Genomic DNA, 18,648 nt, shown 5'->3' with positions numbered 1-18,648 from the left:
TTATTCTGGACCGAATGGTCTTTAAGGAGGTGATATGCGGGAGTTGTTCGAACTGTGCGGCGCCGATCGCGAGCTGCTGTTCTCGCCCTACTGCTGGCGCGTACGCCTGGCCCTGGCGCACAAGGGGCTGGACTGGCAGAGCCGACCGATACGTTTCACCGACAAGGAACTGATCGCCTTTTCCGGGCAGAAGCTGGTGCCGGTGCTGAACGACGACGGCGAAACGGTGCACGACAGCCTGGCGATCTTCGCCTACCTGGATCGGCGTTATCCACAGCGCCCGTTGCTCGGCGAGGGCCTGGCGGCCGAGCGCGCCGGTCTGGTCGAGCGCCTGAGCTTTCACATGGTCCGCGTGCCGCTGTTGAAGATACTGATCCCGCGCGTCTGGCAGGTGATCGACCCGGCCGACCGCGAGTATTTCCGCAGCAGCCGCGAGCAGGCGCTGGGCATGAGCCTGGAGGACTTCGCCGATCCGCAGGGCGGCGAGCGGCTGTTTCGTGAAGGAGTAGCGCCGTTGGAAATATGGCTGCGTGATCAGCCCTTCCTCGAAGGTCAGGCCCCTGGCGGCTGCGACTACCTGCTGGCCGGCATGCTGCTCTGGGCCTGGTGCCTGGGGGCGCAGCCCTGGACCGACGATTCGGCCTTGGGCGCCTGGTTCGCGCGCATCCTGCAGGCTTACGAATCCATCCACGGTCCGGTCAAGCGGGCCAGGATCGAGATGGAGCAGAGCCAATGATCGACCTGTACTACTGGACCACGCCGAACGGCCACAAGATCAGCATCTTCCTCGAAGAGGCCGGGCTGGAGTACCGCATCGTCCCGGTGCATATCGGCAAGGGCGAGCAGTTCTCCCCTGCGTTTCTCAAGATCGCGCCGAACAACCGCATTCCCGCCATCGTCGATCATGCGCCGGCCGATGGCGGCGAGCCCATCGCCCTGTTCGAATCCGGGGCGATTCTCGAATACCTCGCCGACAAGGCCGGGCAATTCCTGCCGCGCGAGACACGCGCGCGTTTCGGCGTGCTGCAATGGCTGTACTGGCAGATGGGCGGCGTCGGGCCGATGGCCGGGCAGAACCATCATTTCCTGCGCTACGCGCCGGAGCCCATCCCCTATGCCATCGATCGCTATGTGAAGGAAACCGCCCGCCTCTACGGCGTGCTTGATCGCCAACTGGCCGGGCGCGAGTACGTCGCAGGCGACTATTCCATCGCCGACATGGCCATCTATCCCTGGGCCAGGGGCTGGCAAATGCAGCAGCAGAAGCTGGAGGACTTGCCCAATATGGCCGCCTGGCTAGAACGCATCGATGCCCGCCCGGCTGTACAGCGTGCCTACGCGCTGGTGGGGCAGGTGAACGCCGATCCACAGGCGCTGCTCACTGCCGAAGCGCGGCGACTGCTGTTCGGGCAGTGACGGGCGGACAGCTTTTCTGACGTTTTTCCCGGTGGGGCGCGTGACGCTTTTCTAGACTTCAGGGTGTTGATCCTGAACGCTGGGAGAGAACCATGCGAATCGGCGTACCCAAGGAAATCAAGAATCACGAGTACCGTGTCGGCCTCACACCGCAGTCCGTGGCTGAACTGACCGCGCTGGGGCACGAGGTGTGGATCGAGACCCAGGCCGGAGCCGCCATCGGTTTTGCCGACGAAGACTACCGCCAGGCCGGGGCGCAGATCGCCCAGGGCGCCGGCGAGGTGTTCCAGCAGGCGCAGTTGATCGTCAAGGTCAAGGAGCCGCTGGCGGTGGAACGGGCCAAATTGCGCGAGCAGCACACGCTGTTCACCTACCTGCACCTGGCACCGGACCGGCCGCAGTCCGACGAGCTGATGGCCAGCGGCGCCACCTGCATCGCCTACGAAACGGTGACCGATGCGCAGGGCCGCCTGCCGTTGCTGGCGCCGATGTCGGAAGTGGCCGGGCGCATGTCGATCCAGGCCGGTGCCGGCTGCCTGGAGAAGGCGCGTGGCGGTCGCGGTGTGCTGCTTGGCGGGGTGCCCGGGGTGGCGCCGGGCAAGGTGGTGATTCTCGGCGGCGGCGTGGTGGGCAGCCATGCCCTGGCCATGGCCGTCGGCCTCGGCGCCGATGTCACGGTGCTGGACAAGAGTGTCGATGCCCTGCGCCGGCTCGACGCGCAGTACGGCAACCGCATCACCACGCTGTATTCCACACGCGCTGCGGTGCAGGAACAGGTGCTGGCAGCCGATCTGGTCATCGGCGGCGTGCTGATTCCCGGGGCGGCTGCGCCCAAGCTCATCACTGCCGACATGGTGCGGCAGATGCAGGCCGGCGCGGTGCTGGTGGACGTGGCCATCGATCAGGGCGGCTGCGCCGAAACCTCGCATGCCACCACCCATGCCGAACCTACTTACGTGGTCGACGATGTGGTGCATTACTGCGTCGCCAACATGCCCGGCGCGGTGGCCCGTACTTCGACCCTGGCACTGAACAACGCTACCCTGCCCTTCGTCGTGGCGCTGGCGCAGAAGGGGACGCGCCGAGCGCTGGAAGAGGATCCGCATCTGCTGGCCGGTCTGAACATCGCGCGCGGCGCCATCACCTGTGCCAGCGTTGCCGAGGCCCACGGGCTGCGTTTCCAGCCACCTGCCAGCCTGCTCGAGCAGCTCTAGGCGGTGCACGGGGTTCGGCCGTTGCGCTCGATACCTACAGCGGCCAAACCCAAAGCAGCAGCGGCACGCTGATCAGCACCACGAGTATTTCCAGCGGCAGACCAAGGCGCCAGTAGTCGCCAAAGCGGAAGCCGCCGGGGCTGAGAATCAGCGTGTTGTTCTGGTGGCCAATGGGCGTCAAGAACGAACAGGAGGCGCCGATGGCCACTGCCATCAACAGCGCGTCCGGGCTGACACCAAGCTGGCTGGCGGCGCTCAGGGCGATAGGGCACATCACCGCCGCGGTCGCGGCGTTGTTCATGAAATCCGACAGCGTCATGGTCACCACCAGCAGCAGGGTCAGGGTGATGATGGCGTTGCCCTGCGCCAGGTTCTCCATCAGCAGGCGGGCCAGCAGGTCGGCGGCGCCGGTGGACGACATCGCTCCGGCCACCGGGATCAGCGCGCCGAGCAGCACGATCACCGGCCAGTCGATGGATTCGTAAACGGCACGCAGCGGTATCAGGCGCAGCAGCATGTAGGCCAGTACGCCACTGGCGAAGGCGATCGCGGCAGAGAGCAGGCCGAAAGCGGCAGCAGCGATGGCCAGTAGCATGATGCCGAGGGCAAGGTTGGCTTGGCGCGGATCGGGAATGTTGATGGCGCGCGCGGCCAGCGGCACGCAGTCGTAGTCGCTGGCGAACTCACCGATATCCTCGGCGCTGCCCTGCATCAGCAGCACGTCGCCGCTCTGGATCAGGGTCGAGCGCAGGCGCTTGATCGAGCGGTGGCTCTGCCTGGAGATGGCCAGCAGATTGATCGAGTAGCGGCTGCGCAAGCGCGTGCTGCTGGCGGAGCGGCCGATCAGCGACGAGTCGGGCTTGACCAGCAACTCCTGCAGTGCACGATCTTCGTTGTTGCTGGCCTTCTTTTCCGTTTCGCCTTCCTTATCCTCCTTCTGTTCGGCTTCCTGGGCCTCGCGTTCGGCTTCCAGCAGCAGATCCAGCTGGCCGAGCACTTCGCCCAGCTCCTGCGGGTCGGCCTCGATCACCAGCACATCATCGGCCTGCAGTACGCGCCGTGGGTTGGGTGCAGTCAGGCGCAACTTGTTGCGCACCATGGCTACTACCTGTGCGTCGGCTTCGTCGAGCAATTGCTCGATCTCGCGCAGGGTCTTGCCCTGTGCCTTGCCGCCTTCCTTGACCCGCGCTTCGGTGAGGTAATGGCCGGTATCGAAGCTGGCGGCGTTACCCACTTCGCGTCTGGGTACCAGGCGCCAGCCGAGCAGGGTGATGAACAGCACGCCAGCCAGCGCCACGGCGACGCCGACCGGGCTGAAGTCGAACATGGCGAAGGGACCGCCGCCATGCTGCGCGCGGAAGCTGGAGACGATCAGATTCGGCGGTGTACCAATCAGGGTGGTCATGCCGCCGAGGATGGTGCCGAAGGCCAGCGGCATCAGTACGCGCCCCGGTGGCAACTCCAGGCGTGCGGCAATCTGCAGGGCGATGGGCATCAGCAGGGCGAGGGCGCCGACGTTGTTCATGAATGCCGAGAGCAGAGCGCCAAGGCTGGTCAGGGCCGCAATCGAGAGCAGCACGCCGGCCCCGCTGGGTAGCAGGCGCTGCGCCAGCCGACTGACCGCGCCGGTGCGCTGCAGACCGTGACTGAGCACCAGCACGCAGGCAACGGTGATCACCGCAGGGTGACCGAAGCCGGTGAAGGCTTCGCGTTCGGGTACCAGGCCGGCGATGACGCAGGCCAGCAGGGCGCCGAGCGCCACCACGTCATGACGCCAGCGACCCCAGATGAACAAGCCCATGCTGGCAATGAGAATGACGAATATCTGGCCTTGTTCGAGCGTCATGTGGCGGTGCCGTCCCTGTTGTACGCAGCTTCACTGCTGCTGTTCATAGCAGAGTCTGCGCCGCGTCGGCAGTTCCCGCTGCGCCATCGAGTGGGGCGCAATATTCGTGGTCTCAGGCGTACTGCGCGGCCGCGTACCCCGAGGCCCAGGCCCACTGAAAATTGAAACCGCCCAGGTGGCCGGTCACGTCCAGTACTTCACCGATGAAGTACAGCCCCGGCACCTTGAGCGATTCGAGGGTTTTCGACGATACCTCGTCGGTGCTCACCCCACCCAGGGTCACCTCGGCGGTGCGATAGCCTTCGGTGCCGGCCGGCACCAGCTGCCAGTCCGACAGACGCTCGGCAATCGTCCTGAGCTCGCCCGGGGTGTACTGCTTCAGCGGTTTGTTGGTGAACCAGCTGTCCGCCAGCAGGGCCGCCATCTTCTTGGTGAACAGCTCGGCCAGCAGGGTTTTCAACTCGCTGTTGCCGCGTTCGCGCTGTTGGGTGGCCAGCCACTCGGGCAGGTCGATATGCGGCAGCAGGTCGATATGCAGGGTATCGCCCGGTTGCCAGTAGGAGGAAATCTGCAGGATCGCCGGGCCGGACAGGCCGCGGTGGGTGAACAGGATGTTCTCGACGAAGCTCTGGCCGTTGCAGCTGACCCGGCAGTCCTCCACCGAGGTGCCGGACAGTTCGGTGCACAGAGCCTTGAGCTGCGGGTCAGTGAGGGTGAAGGGCACCAGGCCGGCGCGGGTCGGCAGCAGTTCGTGGCCGAACTGCCTGGCCACCTGATAGCCGAAGCCGGTGGCGCCGAGGGTCGGGATCGACAGCCCGCCGGTGGCGATTACCAGCGACTGGCAAGCCACCTCGCCGAGGTCGCTGTGCACCAGGAAGCCGCCGTCGCGCTTCTCGATGCGTTGCACCGCCGTGTTCAGGCGAATCTCCGCACCGGCCTCGGCGCATTCGGCCAGCAGCAGCTCGAGGATGTCGCTGGACTTGTTGTCGCAGAACAGCTGACCGAGTTTCTTCTCGTGGTAGGGCACCCCATGCTTGGCCACCAGGCCGATGAAATCCCACTGGGTGAAGCGCGCCAGGGCGGACTTGCAGAAGTGCGGGTTGCCGGACAGGAAATTGCCCGGCTCGCAGTACAGATTGGTGAAGTTGCAGCGGCCGCCACCGGACATGAGGATCTTCTTGCCGGCCTTGTTGGCGTGGTCGAGCACCAGCACCCGGCGGCCACGGGCGGCGGCCGTGGCCGCACACATTAGACCGGCGGCGCCTGCGCCGATGATCAGTACGTCGGTTTGCAACACGAGATGTCCCCAGGTGGATCGCTGCCGCACAAAGGCTGCGTTAAAACCCGGGAAGTTTACCCGAAGCCGCTCTGTACCGCCGGTTTTGCCGGCATGCTGCTGGCGCCTGCGGCATGCTTCAGATGGCTGTTTCAGATTTGAGACAGTGACGAGTTGCGCTGCGCCTGCTATCACTACAACCAGGATTTCGGATGGATCGCCACCTCATGCCTGCAGTACGCGTCTGGCTATTGCTCCTTTTGCTGTCGCCAGCGCTGGCCTCGGCGGAGCGGTTGCGTCTGGTGGCGAATCCCTGGCCGCCTTTCAACGATCAGGAACTTCCCGGTAAGGGGCTGGCCAGCGACCTGGTGGAGCAGGCACTCAAGCGTGCCGGTTACAGCACCAGCTATGTGGAGGTGCCCTGGGAACGTGCGGTGCTGGGACTCAGGCGTGGTGATTACGATGTGCTGATCAACGCCTGGTACAGCGACGAACGCGCCGAGTACGGCTATTTTTCCCAGCCTTATCTGGTCAACCGCATCCGCCTGATACAGCGCAAGGGTGGCTCGATTCGCTTCGAAAAGCTGGCCGATCTCTACCCTCACAGCATCGCGGTGATCCGAGGGTACGCCTACTCCAGGGCGTTCGACAGCGACCCGCGTCTGCTCAAGGTCGGCGTCGGCAGCTTCGAGATTGCCGCGCGCATGTTGCATGCCGGGCGGGTGCAGCTTGCGCTGGAAGACGAGCTGGTGGCACGTCATGTTCTCGCACGAGAGTTGAGCTCTCTTCGTGATGAGCTGGAATTTCTGCCCTTACCGCTGAGCGAGAATGGCCTGCACATACTGGTGCGTCGCAGCCATCCTGATCACCGTGAGATCGCCAGGCGCTTCGATGCCGCTATCGATGCGATGAACGAGGACGGCAGCTATGCCGCGACGCTGCAGCTGCATGCTCCCTGATCAGGCCAGGACGGTACGCGCGCGGCCTTGTTGCTTGGCCCGATACAGGCGAATGTCGGCTTCGTGCAGCAGGCTTTCCAGATCTTCCGGTTCACCCTGGTAGAGCCCTGCACTGAACGACAGCGCTGGGGCGCCGACGGCGTAATGCAGCCCGGCGCACTGTCTGCGTAACCTGTCCAACGCCTGGGCCACGTGCTGCGCGCCATACAGGGTGAGCAGAGCGAATTCCTCGCCGCCCAGGCGGCCGAGCAGCATGTCGGGGAAGGCGTTGCTCATGGCCCGGGCGAACACCACCAGCGCGCTGTCGCCGCTGGCATGGCCGAAACCATCGTTGATCTGCTTGAAATGGTCGAGATCGAGCATCGCCACGCTGACTTCGCGGCCTTCCCGTTGCGCCTGCTGCAGCATCTGCAGGCCCTGTTCGTAGAAGGCGCGGCGGTTGTTCAAGCCGGTCAGGGCATCGAATTGAGCTGCTTTTTTCAGCGCACGCAGCAGGTCGCGACGCTCCAGCGTCGACATCACCCGGCAGTTCAGCTCTTCCGGACAGAACGGCTTGCGCAGGAAATCGTCGGCGCCATGCTTGATGAACTGGGCGCTCAGCGAACCTTTGGGGTCGGCGGAAACGCCAATGATGATCAGGTCGTTGAGGCGCAGTTTCTGCCGCAGCAGCTTGACCAGTTCGAAGCCGCTGACGCCGGGCATGGCATGGTCGAGCACCAGCAGGTCGAGGTCCGGGTGCTCGTTCAGCTGGCGCAGGGTCTCCTTGCCGTCGCTGGCTTCGATGATCTGGTAATGGTGGGCTTCGAGAATGTGGCGAATGTAATGGCGCTGCGCTGCCGAGTCGTCGGCGACGAGAATCTTGATATGGCTGTTGTGGTCGAGCCGGTGCAGCAGGCGGAAGGCGTACTCGTAGGAATGCTGGCTTTCCTTGAGCACGTAATCGACCACGCCTTTCATCAGCAGATCGTCACGCCGCTGCTCGTTGTAACTGCCGCTGAGCACGATGCAGGGCAGGTGGTAGCGCATGACCAGATCGACGCTTTCGCCGTCCGGCGCGTCCGGTAGGTGCAGGTCGACGATGGCGGCGAAGAACAGCGACGCGGATGTCTCCAGCATGACTTCGGCCTCGGCCAGCGAGGCGCAGAAGATCGGCTCCAGATCGGTTTCCTGGCGGAACAGATGCTCGAGGATCTTCAGGACCAGGGGGCTGTCTTCGATGACCAGAATATTGCGCATGGGTAACTCCGGCCCAGGTCGTTTGATCCTTTATATCAGCCTAGGAGGCTGTTCGCGATCTTGCGAGCCAGAGCCAGTGCGCTCGGTCACGAGCCGTCCTCACAATAAGCGCACGCGCAACGTTCTGCCCTTGATCTTGCCTTCGCTCAGGCGTTTCAGAGCCTGGCGCGCCACGTCACGCTGCACGGCAACCAGGGCCTGGTAGTCGAACAGGGCGATCTTGCCGACCTGGTCGCCCGGAATGCCGGCATCGCCGGTCAGGGCGCCGAGGATGTCGCCGGGGCGCAGTTTCTCCTTGCGTCCGGCGCCGATGCACAGGGTGTGCATCGGTGGCAGCAGCGGCTCACCGGTCGCCTTGGCTGCAGGCAGCGGATACCAGGCCAACTCCTTGCCTTGCAGGGCTTCGATGGCCTGAGCGCGACCAGCTTCGGCTGGCGCCACCAGGCTCAGTGCCAGGCCTTTGTCACCGGCGCGCCCGCTGCGGCCGATGCGGTGGATATGCACCTCGGCATCGCGCGACAGCTCGACGTTGATCACCATCTCCAGCCCGGCGATATCCAGGCCACGGGCAGCGACGTCGGTGGCCACCAGTACGCTCAGGCTGCGGTTGGCGAACAGGGCGAGAATCTGGTCGCGCTCGCGTTGCTCCAGATCGCCGTGCAGCGCTGCGGCGGAAATCTTCTCGGCCTCCAGTTGTGCCGCCAGCTCATCGCACTGCTGGCGGGTGGCGCAGAAGGCCACCACCGGCTGCTTGCGAAAATGCCGTAGCAGGGTACTGACCGCCTGCATGCGCTGGCCGGGGGCGATTTCGTAGAAGCGTTGCTCGATCTGATCATCGTCGTGCAGCGCCTCGACCTCGACCCGCTCGGGTGTGCGCAGAAAGCGCGCGGCGAGTTGCTCGATGCCTGCCGGATAGGTGGCGGAGAACAGCAGGGTCTGCCGGCGTGCCGGGGTCTGTTCGATGATCTCGCTGATGCTGTCGACGAAGCCCATGTCGAGCATGCGGTCGGCTTCGTCGAGCACCAGGGTGCTCAAGCCGTCGACCTTCAGCGTGCCCTTGCGCAGGTGCTCCTGCACCCGGCCCGGCGTGCCGACGATGACGTGGGCGCCATGCTCCAGCGAGCCGATCTGCGGGCCGAAGGGCACGCCGCCGCAAAGAGTGAGCACCTTGATGTTGTCCGCAGCGCGGGCCAGCCTGCGGATCTCCTTGGCCACCTGGTCGGCCAGCTCGCGTGTCGGGCATAGCACCAGCGCCTGGCAACCGAAGTAGCGCGGGTTGAGCGGGTGCAGCAGGCCGATGCCGAAGGCGGCGGTCTTGCCGCTGCCGGTCTTGGCCTGGGCGATCAGGTCGCGGCCCTTGAGAATCAGCGGCAGGCTGGCGGCCTGGATCGGCGTCATCTCGGCATAGCCGATAGCGGCGAGGTTGGCCTGCATGGCGGCGGAAAGGGGCAGGCTGGCGAAGGCATTGGCGGTCACGGCGGTGGCTCGGGCATGGAGAAACAGGCCGGCAGTGTAGCAGGCCCGCTCATTCGTCCGCTGAAACCTCGATAGTGCGCCCGCCTCGACCCTCCTTCGTATCCAGTTGCAGGAAGATCGCCGCTGCCAGCATCGATAGCAAACCCACGCACAGGTAGGTGGCCTGAAAGGCCGGTAGCACGTGCTCGCTGCCGCCCAGCTCACGGCTGAAGCCGCTGAGCAGCGCCGCCGCCGAGGCAACGCCAAGGCCCATCGCCAGTTGCACCACCACCGACAGCAGGCTGTTGCCGCTGCTGGCGTCGCGGTTGTCCAGATCGATCAGGGTCACGGTGTTCATTGAAGTGAACTGCAGCGAGTTGCAGGCACCGATCAGGCTCAGCTGGATGATCAGCTGCAGCGTCGAGGTGTCGCCGTCGACGAGCGCCAGGCTGGCGATCAGGGCACCGAGCAGCAGCGTGTTGCTGGTCAGGATGTTGCGGTAGCCGAGGCGTTCGATCAGCGGCCTGGCCAGCGGTTTGGCCGCCATGGCCGCCAGCGCCAGGGGGATCAGGCTCATGCCGGCCTGGGCGGGTGAGTAGCCCATCGCCAGTTGCAGCAGCAGCGGTGTGAGAAAGGGCAGCGCGCCGCTGCCGAGGCGGGCGAACAGGTTGCCGATGATGCCCACGGCGAAGCTACGGGTGTGGAACAGCCTGGGGGCGAACAGGGGGTGCTCGATGCGCCCGGCGCGCAGCCAGTAGGCAGCCAGGCAGGCCATGCCGCCGAGCAACAGCAGCACCACGCGCATGGTTGGCAGGTGCAGTTCGCCGAGACCTTCCAGAGCCACGGTGATCAGCAACATGGCGGCGCCGAACAGCAGAAAACCGGCGGTATCGAAGCGGCTGCGTTCCGGCCCGCGCAAGTCCGGCATATGCCGCAGCGCCGCCCAGCAGCCGAGCAGCCCCACTGGCAGGTTGATCAGGAAGATCCAGTGCCAGCTGGCTACCTCCACCAGCCAGCCGCCAAGCGTAGGGCCGATCAGCGGGCCGAGCAGGCCGGGCAGGGTGATGAAGCTCATGATCCGCACCAGTTCCGAGCGCGGATAGGCGCGCAGCACCACCAGCCGTCCGACCGGCATCATCAGCGCGCCGCCGAGTCCCTGGATGACCCGTGCAGCGATCAACATGCTCAGCGATTCCGACAGTGCACAGAGCAGCGAGCCGAGGCTGAACAGGGCGATGGCGCCGAAGAAGATGCGCCGCGTACCGAAGCGGTCGGCGATCCAGCCCGACGCGGGAATCAGCAGCGCCACGGTGAGCATGTAGGCGATCACCACCGACTGCATGCGCAGCGGATCTTCGTTGAGATCGCCGGCCATGGCCGGTAACGCAGTATTGAGGATGGTGCCGTCCAGCGTCTGCATGAAGAAGGCGATGGCCACTATCCAGGGCAGCAGGCGGGCGGTGCGTGGGTCGAGTTGGCTGAGCGTGGGTTGCATGAGGCGTCCGGCAGTCAGTGGCGGCGGTGGCCGCTTCGCCATTATCGCGGGGAGTGCTCCCGTTCGACGGCGCTGGCACGAATAAATTCGCTCCGGTATGCAAGGGCAGCACGGCCGGGCCCGATATGGTCGGGCATCGAATGGCAGGAGCGGATTTATCCGCGAAAGGCTTTGGCTACGGTGCAGGGTGGATCGCGAATGAATTCGCTTCTACAGGCGGGAGCGGCGGCTGGCACTGCGCAGGGCCGCCTGCGTTCGGTAGGAGCGGATTTATCCGCGAACGGGTTTGGCGCCGATGCAGCGAAGAGCGCGAATGAATTCGCTCCAGGGGAGAGCCTCGGTTGGCATGGTCTGGAGTTACCGCTGCATTGAGATGCGATTTGGTTGTAGGGCCCGGATAGGGGGCACGGGCCCTGCCAGTGTCAGGCTGCCGAGACTTCTCGCTGCGGTTGACCACGCACGGGTCGCTCGCCCGCGACGAAGTAGGGCGCGGTGCTGCGTGGCAGCGGCTGGCGCCCGCGGATCCGGTCGGCGATCTTCTCGGCCATCATGATGGTGGTGGCGTTGAGGTTGCCGGTGATGATCTCGGGCATGATCGAGGCGTCCACCACGCGCAGGCCCTGCACGCCGTGCACGCGGCCCTGGCCGTCGACCACCGCCATGTCGTCCTCCCCCATCCTGCACGAGCAGGACGGGTGGAAGGCGGTCTCCGCGTGCTCGCGGATAAAGGCGTCCAGTTCGGCATCGCTCTGGCAGTCGATGCCGGGGCTGATCTCGCGGCCGCGGTAGGGGTCGAGCGCAGGCTGCGCCATGATCTCGCGGGTGATGCGGATGGCATCGCGAAACTCCTGCCAGTCCTGCTCATGACTCATGTAGTTGAACAGGATGCTCGGATGCTGGCGCGGATCTTTCGACTTGAGCTGAATGCGCCCGCGGCTGGGCGAGCGCATGGAGCCGACGTGGGCCTGGAAGCCGTGCTCGTTCACCGCGTTGCTGCCGTTGTAGTTGATTGCTACCGGCAGGAAGTGGAACTGGATATTGGGCCAGGCGAACTCGGAGCGGGTGCGGATGAAGCCGCCGGCCTCGAACTGGTTGCTGGCGCCGATGCCGTTGCCGGTGAACAGCCACTGGGCGCCAATACCGGGCTGGTTGAGCAGCTTGAGCGCCGGGTACAGCGACACCGGTTGGGTGCAGGCGTACTGCAGGTACATCTCCAGGTGATCCTGCAGATTCTGGCCGACGCCGGGCAGCTCGTGCACCAGGGCGATGTCCAGCTCGCGCAGCAGGGCGGCGGGGCCGACCCCGGAGCGCTGCAGGATCTGCGGCGAGGCGATGGCGCCGGCGCACAGCAGCACTTCGCGGCGAGCACGGGCAATGGTGGGCTCGTTGGCGTTGCCGATCAGGTAGCTGACGCCGCTGGCGCGCTTGCCGTCGAACAGAATGCGGTCGGTGGTGGCATGGGTGACGATGGTCAGGTTGGGCCGCCCCCGCGCCTGATCCAGGTAACCACGGGCGGTGCTGGCGCGGCGGCCTTCGGGGGTCACGGTACGATCCATCGGGCCGAAGCCTTCCTGCTGATAGCCGTTGAGGTCGTCCGTGCGCGGATAGCCGGCCTGCACCCCGGCCTCGACCATGGCGTGGAACAGCGGATTGTTGCCGACCTTGGGCGTGGTCACGCTGACCGGACCGTCGCCGCCGTGGTAGTCGTTGGGGCCGATGTCACGGGTTTCCGCCTTGCGGAAGTAGGGCAGGCAGTCGTGGTAGGTCCAGTCTTCCAGGCCCTTGGCCTTGGCCCAGTTGTCGAAGTCCAGCGCGTTGCCGCGGATGTAGCACATGCCGTTGATCAGCGAGGACCCGCCCAGGCCCTTGCCGCGCCCGCACTCCATGCGGCGGTTGTTCATGTGCGGCTCGGGGTCGGTCTCGTAGGCCCAGTTGTAGCGTCGGCCCTGCAGCGGGAAGGCCAGGGCGGCGGGCATCTGGGTGCGGAAATCCAGGCGATAGTCGGGGCCGCCGGCTTCGAGCAGCAGCACGCTGACGTCTGCATCTTCGGTCAGGCGAGTGGCCAGGACGTTACCGGCCGAGCCGGCGCCGATGATGATGTAATCGAACTCTTGCGACATGGCTCCTCCTGCTGCCCGGTTGCGATCCGGGAAAACGCGGTGACGGTTCCCGGATTGCATCCGGGCTACGGGGCGACGATCTTCTTGTAGGAACGGCTTCAGCCGCGATGCTTTCGCGGAACAAACGGTGCGCCGCCCGGCCGCTCCTACATGGCGTGGCGTTGGCGCTCAGAACACCGAGGTGTAATCGCCCATTTCTAGCTGCACCGACTTGATGCGGGTGTAGTGGCCGAGGGTGACCAGGCCGTTCTCGCGGCCGACGCCGGACTGCTTGTAGCCGCCCACCGGCATCTCGGCCGGCGACTCGCCCCAGGTGTTGATCCAGCAGATACCGGCTTCCAGCTTGTGGATCACCCGGTGCGCACGGTTGAGGTCGCGGGTCACCACGCCGGCAGCCAGGCCGTAGTCGGTGTCGTTGGCGCGGCGGATCACTTCGTCTTCGTCGTCGTAGATGAGGATGCTCATCACCGGGCCGAAGATTTCCTCGCGCACGATGGTCATGTCGTCCCGGCAATCGGTGAACACGGTTGGCGCCACGTAGGCGCCCTTGGCGTAGTCGCCGTCGGTGACGCGCACGCCACCGATCAACAGGCGCGCGCCTTCGCTGCGGCCCTTGTCGATGTAGCCGAGCACGCTCTCCATGTGCGCGTAGCTGACCAGCGGGCCGAAGTTGGTGGCGTCATCCAGCGGATCGCCAAGGCGGATGCGCTTGACCCGATCCAGCACCTTGGCCTCGAAACGCGCCTGCAACATGCGCGGCACGAACACGCGGGTGCCGTTGGTGCACACCTGGCCGGAGCTGTAGAAGTTGGCCATTACCGCGATGTCGGCGGCGCGGTCGAGGTCGGCGTCTTCGAACACGATCAAGGGCGATTTGCCGCCCAGCTCCATGGTCACTTCCTTGAGGCTGGAGCTGGAGGCGCTGGCCATCACCTTCTTGCCGGTGACGGTACCGCCGGTGAAGGACACCTTCTCGATACCCGGATGCTCGGTCAGCCACTGGCCGACTTCGCGGCCGCTGCCGGTGAGCACGTTGAACACGCCCGCGGGCAGGCCGGCCTCGGTGTAGATCTCGGCCAGCTTCAGCGCGGTCAGCGAGGTCACTTCGCTGGGCTTGAAGATCATCGCGTTGCCGGCAGCCAGGGCCGGGGCGGATTTCCACAGGGCGATCTGGATCGGGTAGTTCCACGCGCCGATGCCGGCGACCACGCCGAGCGGTTCGCGGCGGGTGTAGACGAAAGACGTTTCGCGCAGCGGGATCTGCTCGCCTTCGATGGCCGGGATCAGGCCCGCGTAGTACTCCAGCACATCGGCGCCGGTGACGATGTCGACGTAGCGGGTTTCGGACAATGGCTTGCCGGTGTCGAGGGTTTCCAGCTCGGCCAGCTCATCGTTGCGCGCGCGCAGGATATCCACCGCCTTGCGCAGAATGCGCGAGCGCTGCATGGCAGTCATCGCCGCCCATAGCTTCTGCCCTTCGGCGGCGCTGGCCACGGCGCGATCGACGTCCGCCTGGCTGGCGCGCTGCACCTTGGCCAGCACCTCACCGGTAGCCGGGTTGATGCTGTCGAAGGTTTCTCCACTGCTGGCGGCGACGTACTGGCCGCCGATGTAGAGCTGCTGTTCGGCGAAGCGGGGCATGGGCTGTCCTCTGAGTTCGGTCAATCTGCTTAGAACCTATTCACGACCTGCTGCGCGTCGGCCCTACTGCGTTAAAAACAGGCTCGGCAAGCCGCTTGCGGCTAACGCACTTTAGTGCGGCCCCGGAGGGGCGAGCGAAGCGAGTACTGCTCATTTACAGCCGGTAACTTCCGCGTCCTCGCCTGTTTTTGCGGGGCCGCCATCGGTGTTGTATGGCTTCTAGCTCGCGAGATCGTGAAGAGGTTCTTGGATAACAGCCTATTTTATTTAAATTGAACGATCAATCAATAAAAACGACAGGGCGCAGCCAAACGCGACATATCAAGTGAGCAACGGGTACAGGTTCTCGGTCCTACGCGGCCTTAGGGTGGGCTTTGGCCCACCAGGGTTTTTGGAAGGCGCCGCCGGAAACTCCTAACGGGCCTTGGCCAGCTGCAGGTCGAGGTAGTCGTAGGCGATATGGCGCGCCTGCTCGGTATCGAAGGCTTCACCGGACAGCGCGCCACGCAGCCACAGACCATCGATCAGCGAGGCCAGACCGCGGGCGGCGAGGCGCGCCTGATCCTGCGGCAGGGCGCGATGGAACTGGCCGCACAGGTTGGAATAGAGGCGGTGATCGTTGACCCGCTGCAGGCGCCGCAGGGCCGGCTGGTGCATGCTGCTGGCCCAGAACGCCAGCCAGGTTTTCATCGCCGGGCCGCTGACCTGGCTGTCGTCGAAGTTGCCATCGATCATCGCCTTCAGGTGCGCGCGCGGGCTGTCGTCGTCCAACGCCTGGCGCCTCTGGGCGACGGCATCGCGCAACGCCTGCATGAGGTGGCGCATGGTGGCTTCGAGCAGGCCGTTCTTGTCCCTGAAGTAGTGGCTGATGATGCCGTTGGAAACGCCCGCCAGGCGGGCGATATAGGCAATGCTGGCATCGGCCATGCCAACCTGGTCAACGGCTTCCAGCGTGGCGGCGATCAGTTGCGAGCGGCGAATGGGCTGCATGCCGACCTTGGGCATGGGGCTCTCCGTGAGGGGCAGGGAGCCGAAGTCTAGGCAGTTTTTGACTGAGCGATCAATCAATGCGTGCTGCGGTGTCTGCAGTCAGCGGCCTGTAAGCAGAAGATGTGGCAGAAACAGGGCGATGCTCAGTCCCAGGCCCTGCGACAGGTGGCTGAAGAAGAGCCAGGTAACGCTACGTGCGTCCCCGACGTACAGCACAGCAGTCTGCGTGCGCTCGTTGCAGCGAATGGAATACAGGGCGACCGTCAGGCAAATGAACATGCCGAACGCGCCGGCGCCGGCCCCCCACAGGCTCCAGGAAGCGGGCGCAAGCCAGGCAGGAAGGTAGGGCAGAAGCATTAACTTATGGCCCTCGGGAAGGGCGGCAATGGTCTGTATCCAGCTCTCCAGACCATTGCGGGACGGCCGCCTGGGGAGATGGCGAGGCGTGCTCATGGGGCGTCGGTCACTGCTGCTGCGACTCTTCGACGGTATCCGAGTTCAGTGCGGTGCACTCGATCAGCGCGGCGGCATACAGCAGTCCGACTGCCATGACGGTATACAGATCGAAACCGAACAGGAGCTGGGTGATCAGTGCCGTAAGCAGCAGGACGGCGATAGCCGGGCCCGAGGTACCGGTCTTGCCGGCCGCAAGCAGAGCCGCCCCGAAGATGGCTGCGATCATCAGCCCGGCGCAGATGGCCAGATAGCGGTAGGTCTTTGCGTCCCAGATCAGGAAAATGTTGATCGAGCTGGTGTAGACGAACAGGAACGTCAGCAGGGTAAGGCAGCCAATAGTGGCGAAGACGACGGCGGTACTTTTCATTGCGTTCTCGGTCTGTTCGTTTTCGGGGGGCGAGAGTCTAGAGGGCATGCCGTCCATGTCCCAGTGGCGATGTCCGAAAACTTGAACTCGGACTCGGCAGAAACGACAAAGCGGGCCGAAGCCCGCTTTGTGGTGTTACAGGTGCGTGGCTTATTTCAGCCAGCTGTCGACGCGATCCGGGTTCTTGGCGATCCAGTCCTTGGCGGCCTGATCCGGCTTGGCGCCTTCACGAATGGCCAGCATCACCGAACCGACTTCTTCGCCGCTCCAGGAAATCTTGCCGAGGAAGGCAGCAGCGTCGGCAGCCTTGCCCTTGAGCTGCGGGTTGGCCACGGTGTCGACGCGCTCGTCGTCGCCGAAGACTTTCTTCGGATCTTCGAGGAAGCGCAGTTTCCACTTGGCGAACATCCAGTGCGGAATCCAGCCGGTGACCACGATCGGCTTCTGCGCCTTCTCGGCACGGGTCAGGGCGGTGGCCATGGCCGGGCCGGAGCTCGGCATCAGCTTGATGCTGGACAGGTTGTATTCCTTGATGGCGTCCTCGGTACGGCGCATCACTCCGGCACCAGCATCGATGCCGGTGATCTTGCCGTCGAAGTCCTTGGCGTATTTCTCCAGGTCTTCGATGGTCTTGGCCTCGACGTAGTCCGGCACGATCAGACCGATCTTGGCACCGGAGTAGTTGGTGCCGAGCACCTCAACCTTGTCCTTGAGCTTCTCGTAGTATTCGCCGTGGGTGGCTGGCAGCCAGGCGGAAAGCGTGGCGTCGAGGTCGCCGCGGGCGACGCCCTGCCACATGATCGCCGGCTCGACCGGCTTCAGCTCGACCGTGTAGCCGAGGCGGCTTTGCAGGATTTCACCGGCGACGTGGGTAACGGCAACGCTGTCGTCCCAGCCGTTGACGTAGCCGATCTTCAGGGTGGGTTTGTCGGCGGCCAGGGCACTGCCCATGCCGATGGCCAGGGCGGCAGCGCCGAGGCAGAGGTGTTTGAGTACGCGCATTGTGGTGTTGCTCCGTCAGTTGAGTGGCAGTTGCAAAGTCGTTGACTGGCTCGTTCTCATTGCGGGCCTTGCGAAACCGTGTTGCGCAGCAGATTGCCGGTTCGCGGGCAAAGCCTCGCCGTCACGGCCAAAATCGGCCGCTAGTATTCAGCGAGGAGGTTTCCAGGCTCGAACCCCCAGGTTCGAGCCCGAATCGGGTCGTGGCCTGTTACAGCCCGACGTGTTTCTTCACGGCGGCTACACCGTCCTGACCGTCGAAGGTGGTCACACCGCTCAGCCACTGGTCGAGGATCGCCGGATTGGCCTTGATCCACTCCTTGGCGACGTTCTGCGGGTTTTCCTTCTCCAGGACCTTTTCCATCAGCTGGCTTTCGATATCGACGGTGAACTGCAGGTTGTTCAGCAGTTTGCCGACGTTGGCGCAGCGCGCTTCGTAATCCGGCGGTACCACGGTGTAGACCTTGGCTGCGCCATAGTCAGGGCCGAACACGTCGTCACCACCGGACAGGTAGGTGATGTCGTGCTGGGTGTTCATCGGGTGCGGCGCCCAGCCGAGGAACACTACCGGCTCCTTCTTCTTGATGGCGCGTGACACCTGGACCAGCATGCCGGCTTCGCTGGACTCGACCATGCGGAAGTCGCCCAGGTCGAACTGGTTGTTCTTGATCATGCCGTCGATCAGCAGGTTGCCGTCGTTACCCGGCTCGATGCCGTAGATCTTGCCGCCCAGCTGGTCCTTGAACTTGGCGATGTCCTGAAAGCTCTTCAGCCCGGCTTCGGCCGCATAGGTCGGTACCGCCAGGGTGTACTTGGCGCCTTCGAGGTTGGCTTTCTCCAGCACCTTGACGCCGCCATCCTTGAGGAAGGGCTCGATTACCGAGTCCATCGAGGGCGCCCAGTAGCCGAGGAACACGTCGACCTGGCCGCTTTTCACACCGGTGAAGGCGATCGGTACCGAAGCCATGATCTTGCGTGGCTGATAGCCCAGGCCTTCGACCAGGGTCATGGCCACGCCGGTGGTGGCGGCAATGTCGGCCCAGCCGATCTCGGCGAAACGTACCTGCTTGCAGCTCGCCGGCTCCGCGGCCATGGCGCCCTGCATCAGTGCGCAGGACAAAAGGCCAATGGCGGCGGTGGTCTTGAACAATTTCATCTGCGGTTCCCTGTGAAGTGAA

At 64.7% G+C, this 18,648-nt stretch carries 16 protein-coding genes; 4 read left to right on the top strand and 12 right to left on the bottom strand.

From position 1 onward, the window contains the following. Window positions 1–34: 34 nt before the first annotated feature. The 3 genes from GYB81_RS13105 to ald all read left to right on the top strand — a co-directional run bounded on the left by GYB81_RS13105 (window position 35) and on the right by ald (window position 2,630). Entirely contained in the window at window positions 35–736 is a 702-nt protein-coding gene (locus tag GYB81_RS13105; RefSeq protein ID WP_161865816.1) for a glutathione S-transferase family protein, read from the top strand. Next, window positions 733–1,416 carry a glutathione S-transferase N-terminal domain-containing protein gene (locus tag GYB81_RS13100; protein WP_161865817.1) on the top strand — a complete coding sequence of 228 codons (684 nt, stop codon included), beginning with the start codon at window positions 733–735 and terminating at the stop codon, window positions 1,414–1,416. The genes GYB81_RS13105 and GYB81_RS13100 overlap by 4 nt, the downstream gene beginning before the upstream one ends. A gap of 92 nt (window positions 1,417–1,508) precedes the next feature. Continuing rightward, entirely contained in the window at window positions 1,509–2,630 is a 1,122-nt protein-coding gene (gene ald, locus GYB81_RS13095) for an alanine dehydrogenase (protein ID WP_161865818.1), read from the top strand. Between the two features lie 34 nt (window positions 2,631–2,664). Here the strand turns inward: ald and GYB81_RS13090 are convergent, their stop codons facing one another. Next, on the bottom strand, window positions 2,665–4,476 hold the full coding sequence (locus GYB81_RS13090; RefSeq protein ID WP_161865819.1) for an SLC13 family permease: 1,812 nt from the start codon (window positions 4,474–4,476) through the stop codon (window positions 2,665–2,667). A 112-nt stretch (window positions 4,477–4,588) separates the two neighbouring features. Further along, a complete protein-coding gene (locus GYB81_RS13085) occupies window positions 4,589–5,773 on the bottom strand; it encodes a BaiN/RdsA family NAD(P)/FAD-dependent oxidoreductase (protein ID WP_161865820.1) in 1,185 nt (394 codons plus the stop codon). Window positions 5,774–5,979: 206 nt separating this feature from the next. Between GYB81_RS13085 and GYB81_RS13080 the strand changes: the two genes are divergently transcribed. Continuing rightward, window positions 5,980–6,711, top strand: coding sequence for a substrate-binding periplasmic protein (locus GYB81_RS13080; RefSeq protein ID WP_161865852.1), 732 nt, complete (start codon window positions 5,980–5,982; stop codon window positions 6,709–6,711). On the opposite strand, the gene GYB81_RS13075 is transcribed toward GYB81_RS13080, so the two are convergent. The 10 genes from GYB81_RS13075 to GYB81_RS13030 all read right to left on the bottom strand — a co-directional run bounded on the left by GYB81_RS13075 (window position 6,712) and on the right by GYB81_RS13030 (window position 18,626). Further along, window positions 6,712–7,947, bottom strand: coding sequence for a GGDEF domain-containing response regulator (locus GYB81_RS13075; RefSeq protein ID WP_161865821.1), 1,236 nt, complete (start codon window positions 7,945–7,947; stop codon window positions 6,712–6,714). It abuts the gene before it with no gap. Window positions 7,948–8,046: 99 nt separating this feature from the next. After that, on the bottom strand, window positions 8,047–9,423 hold the full coding sequence (gene dbpA, locus GYB81_RS13070; protein ID WP_161865822.1) for an ATP-dependent RNA helicase DbpA: 1,377 nt from the start codon (window positions 9,421–9,423) through the stop codon (window positions 8,047–8,049). Between the two features lie 49 nt (window positions 9,424–9,472). Then, a complete protein-coding gene (mdtD, locus tag GYB81_RS13065) occupies window positions 9,473–10,897 on the bottom strand; it encodes a multidrug transporter subunit MdtD (RefSeq protein ID WP_161865823.1) in 1,425 nt (474 codons plus the stop codon). A 422-nt stretch (window positions 10,898–11,319) separates the two neighbouring features. Next, a complete protein-coding gene (gene betA, locus GYB81_RS13060; RefSeq protein ID WP_161865824.1) occupies window positions 11,320–13,017 on the bottom strand; it encodes a choline dehydrogenase in 1,698 nt (565 codons plus the stop codon). Window positions 13,018–13,185: 168 nt separating this feature from the next. Continuing rightward, window positions 13,186–14,658, bottom strand: a complete 1,473-nt coding sequence (gene betB / locus GYB81_RS13055) for a betaine-aldehyde dehydrogenase (RefSeq protein ID WP_161865825.1) — start codon at window positions 14,656–14,658, stop codon at window positions 13,186–13,188. A gap of 414 nt (window positions 14,659–15,072) precedes the next feature. Beyond that, complete coding sequence (betI, locus tag GYB81_RS13050) at window positions 15,073–15,663, bottom strand: transcriptional regulator BetI (protein WP_161865826.1); 591 nt, start codon at window positions 15,661–15,663, stop codon at window positions 15,073–15,075. A gap of 84 nt (window positions 15,664–15,747) precedes the next feature. After that, on the bottom strand, window positions 15,748–16,101 hold the full coding sequence (locus GYB81_RS24470; RefSeq protein WP_178101818.1) for a hypothetical protein: 354 nt from the start codon (window positions 16,099–16,101) through the stop codon (window positions 15,748–15,750). Between the two features lie 10 nt (window positions 16,102–16,111). Next, the gene (locus GYB81_RS13040) at window positions 16,112–16,471 is read right to left on the bottom strand and encodes a hypothetical protein (protein ID WP_161865827.1); all 360 of its coding nucleotides are present in this window, start codon (window positions 16,469–16,471) and stop codon (window positions 16,112–16,114) included. 150 nt (window positions 16,472–16,621) lie between these two features. Then, window positions 16,622–17,473, bottom strand: a complete 852-nt coding sequence (locus tag GYB81_RS13035) for a glycine betaine ABC transporter substrate-binding protein (protein WP_161865828.1) — start codon at window positions 17,471–17,473, stop codon at window positions 16,622–16,624. 208 nt (window positions 17,474–17,681) lie between these two features. Beyond that, the gene (locus GYB81_RS13030; RefSeq protein ID WP_161865829.1) at window positions 17,682–18,626 is read right to left on the bottom strand and encodes a choline ABC transporter substrate-binding protein; all 945 of its coding nucleotides are present in this window, start codon (window positions 18,624–18,626) and stop codon (window positions 17,682–17,684) included. Window positions 18,627–18,648 lie beyond the last annotated feature (22 nt).

The organism is Pseudomonas yangonensis (assembly GCF_009932725.1).
Lineage (GTDB): Bacteria > Pseudomonadota > Gammaproteobacteria > Pseudomonadales > Pseudomonadaceae > Aquipseudomonas > Aquipseudomonas yangonensis.
The sequence above is the reverse complement of the archived record's forward strand: the minus strand, read 5'-3'. Positions and strand labels throughout refer to the sequence as shown.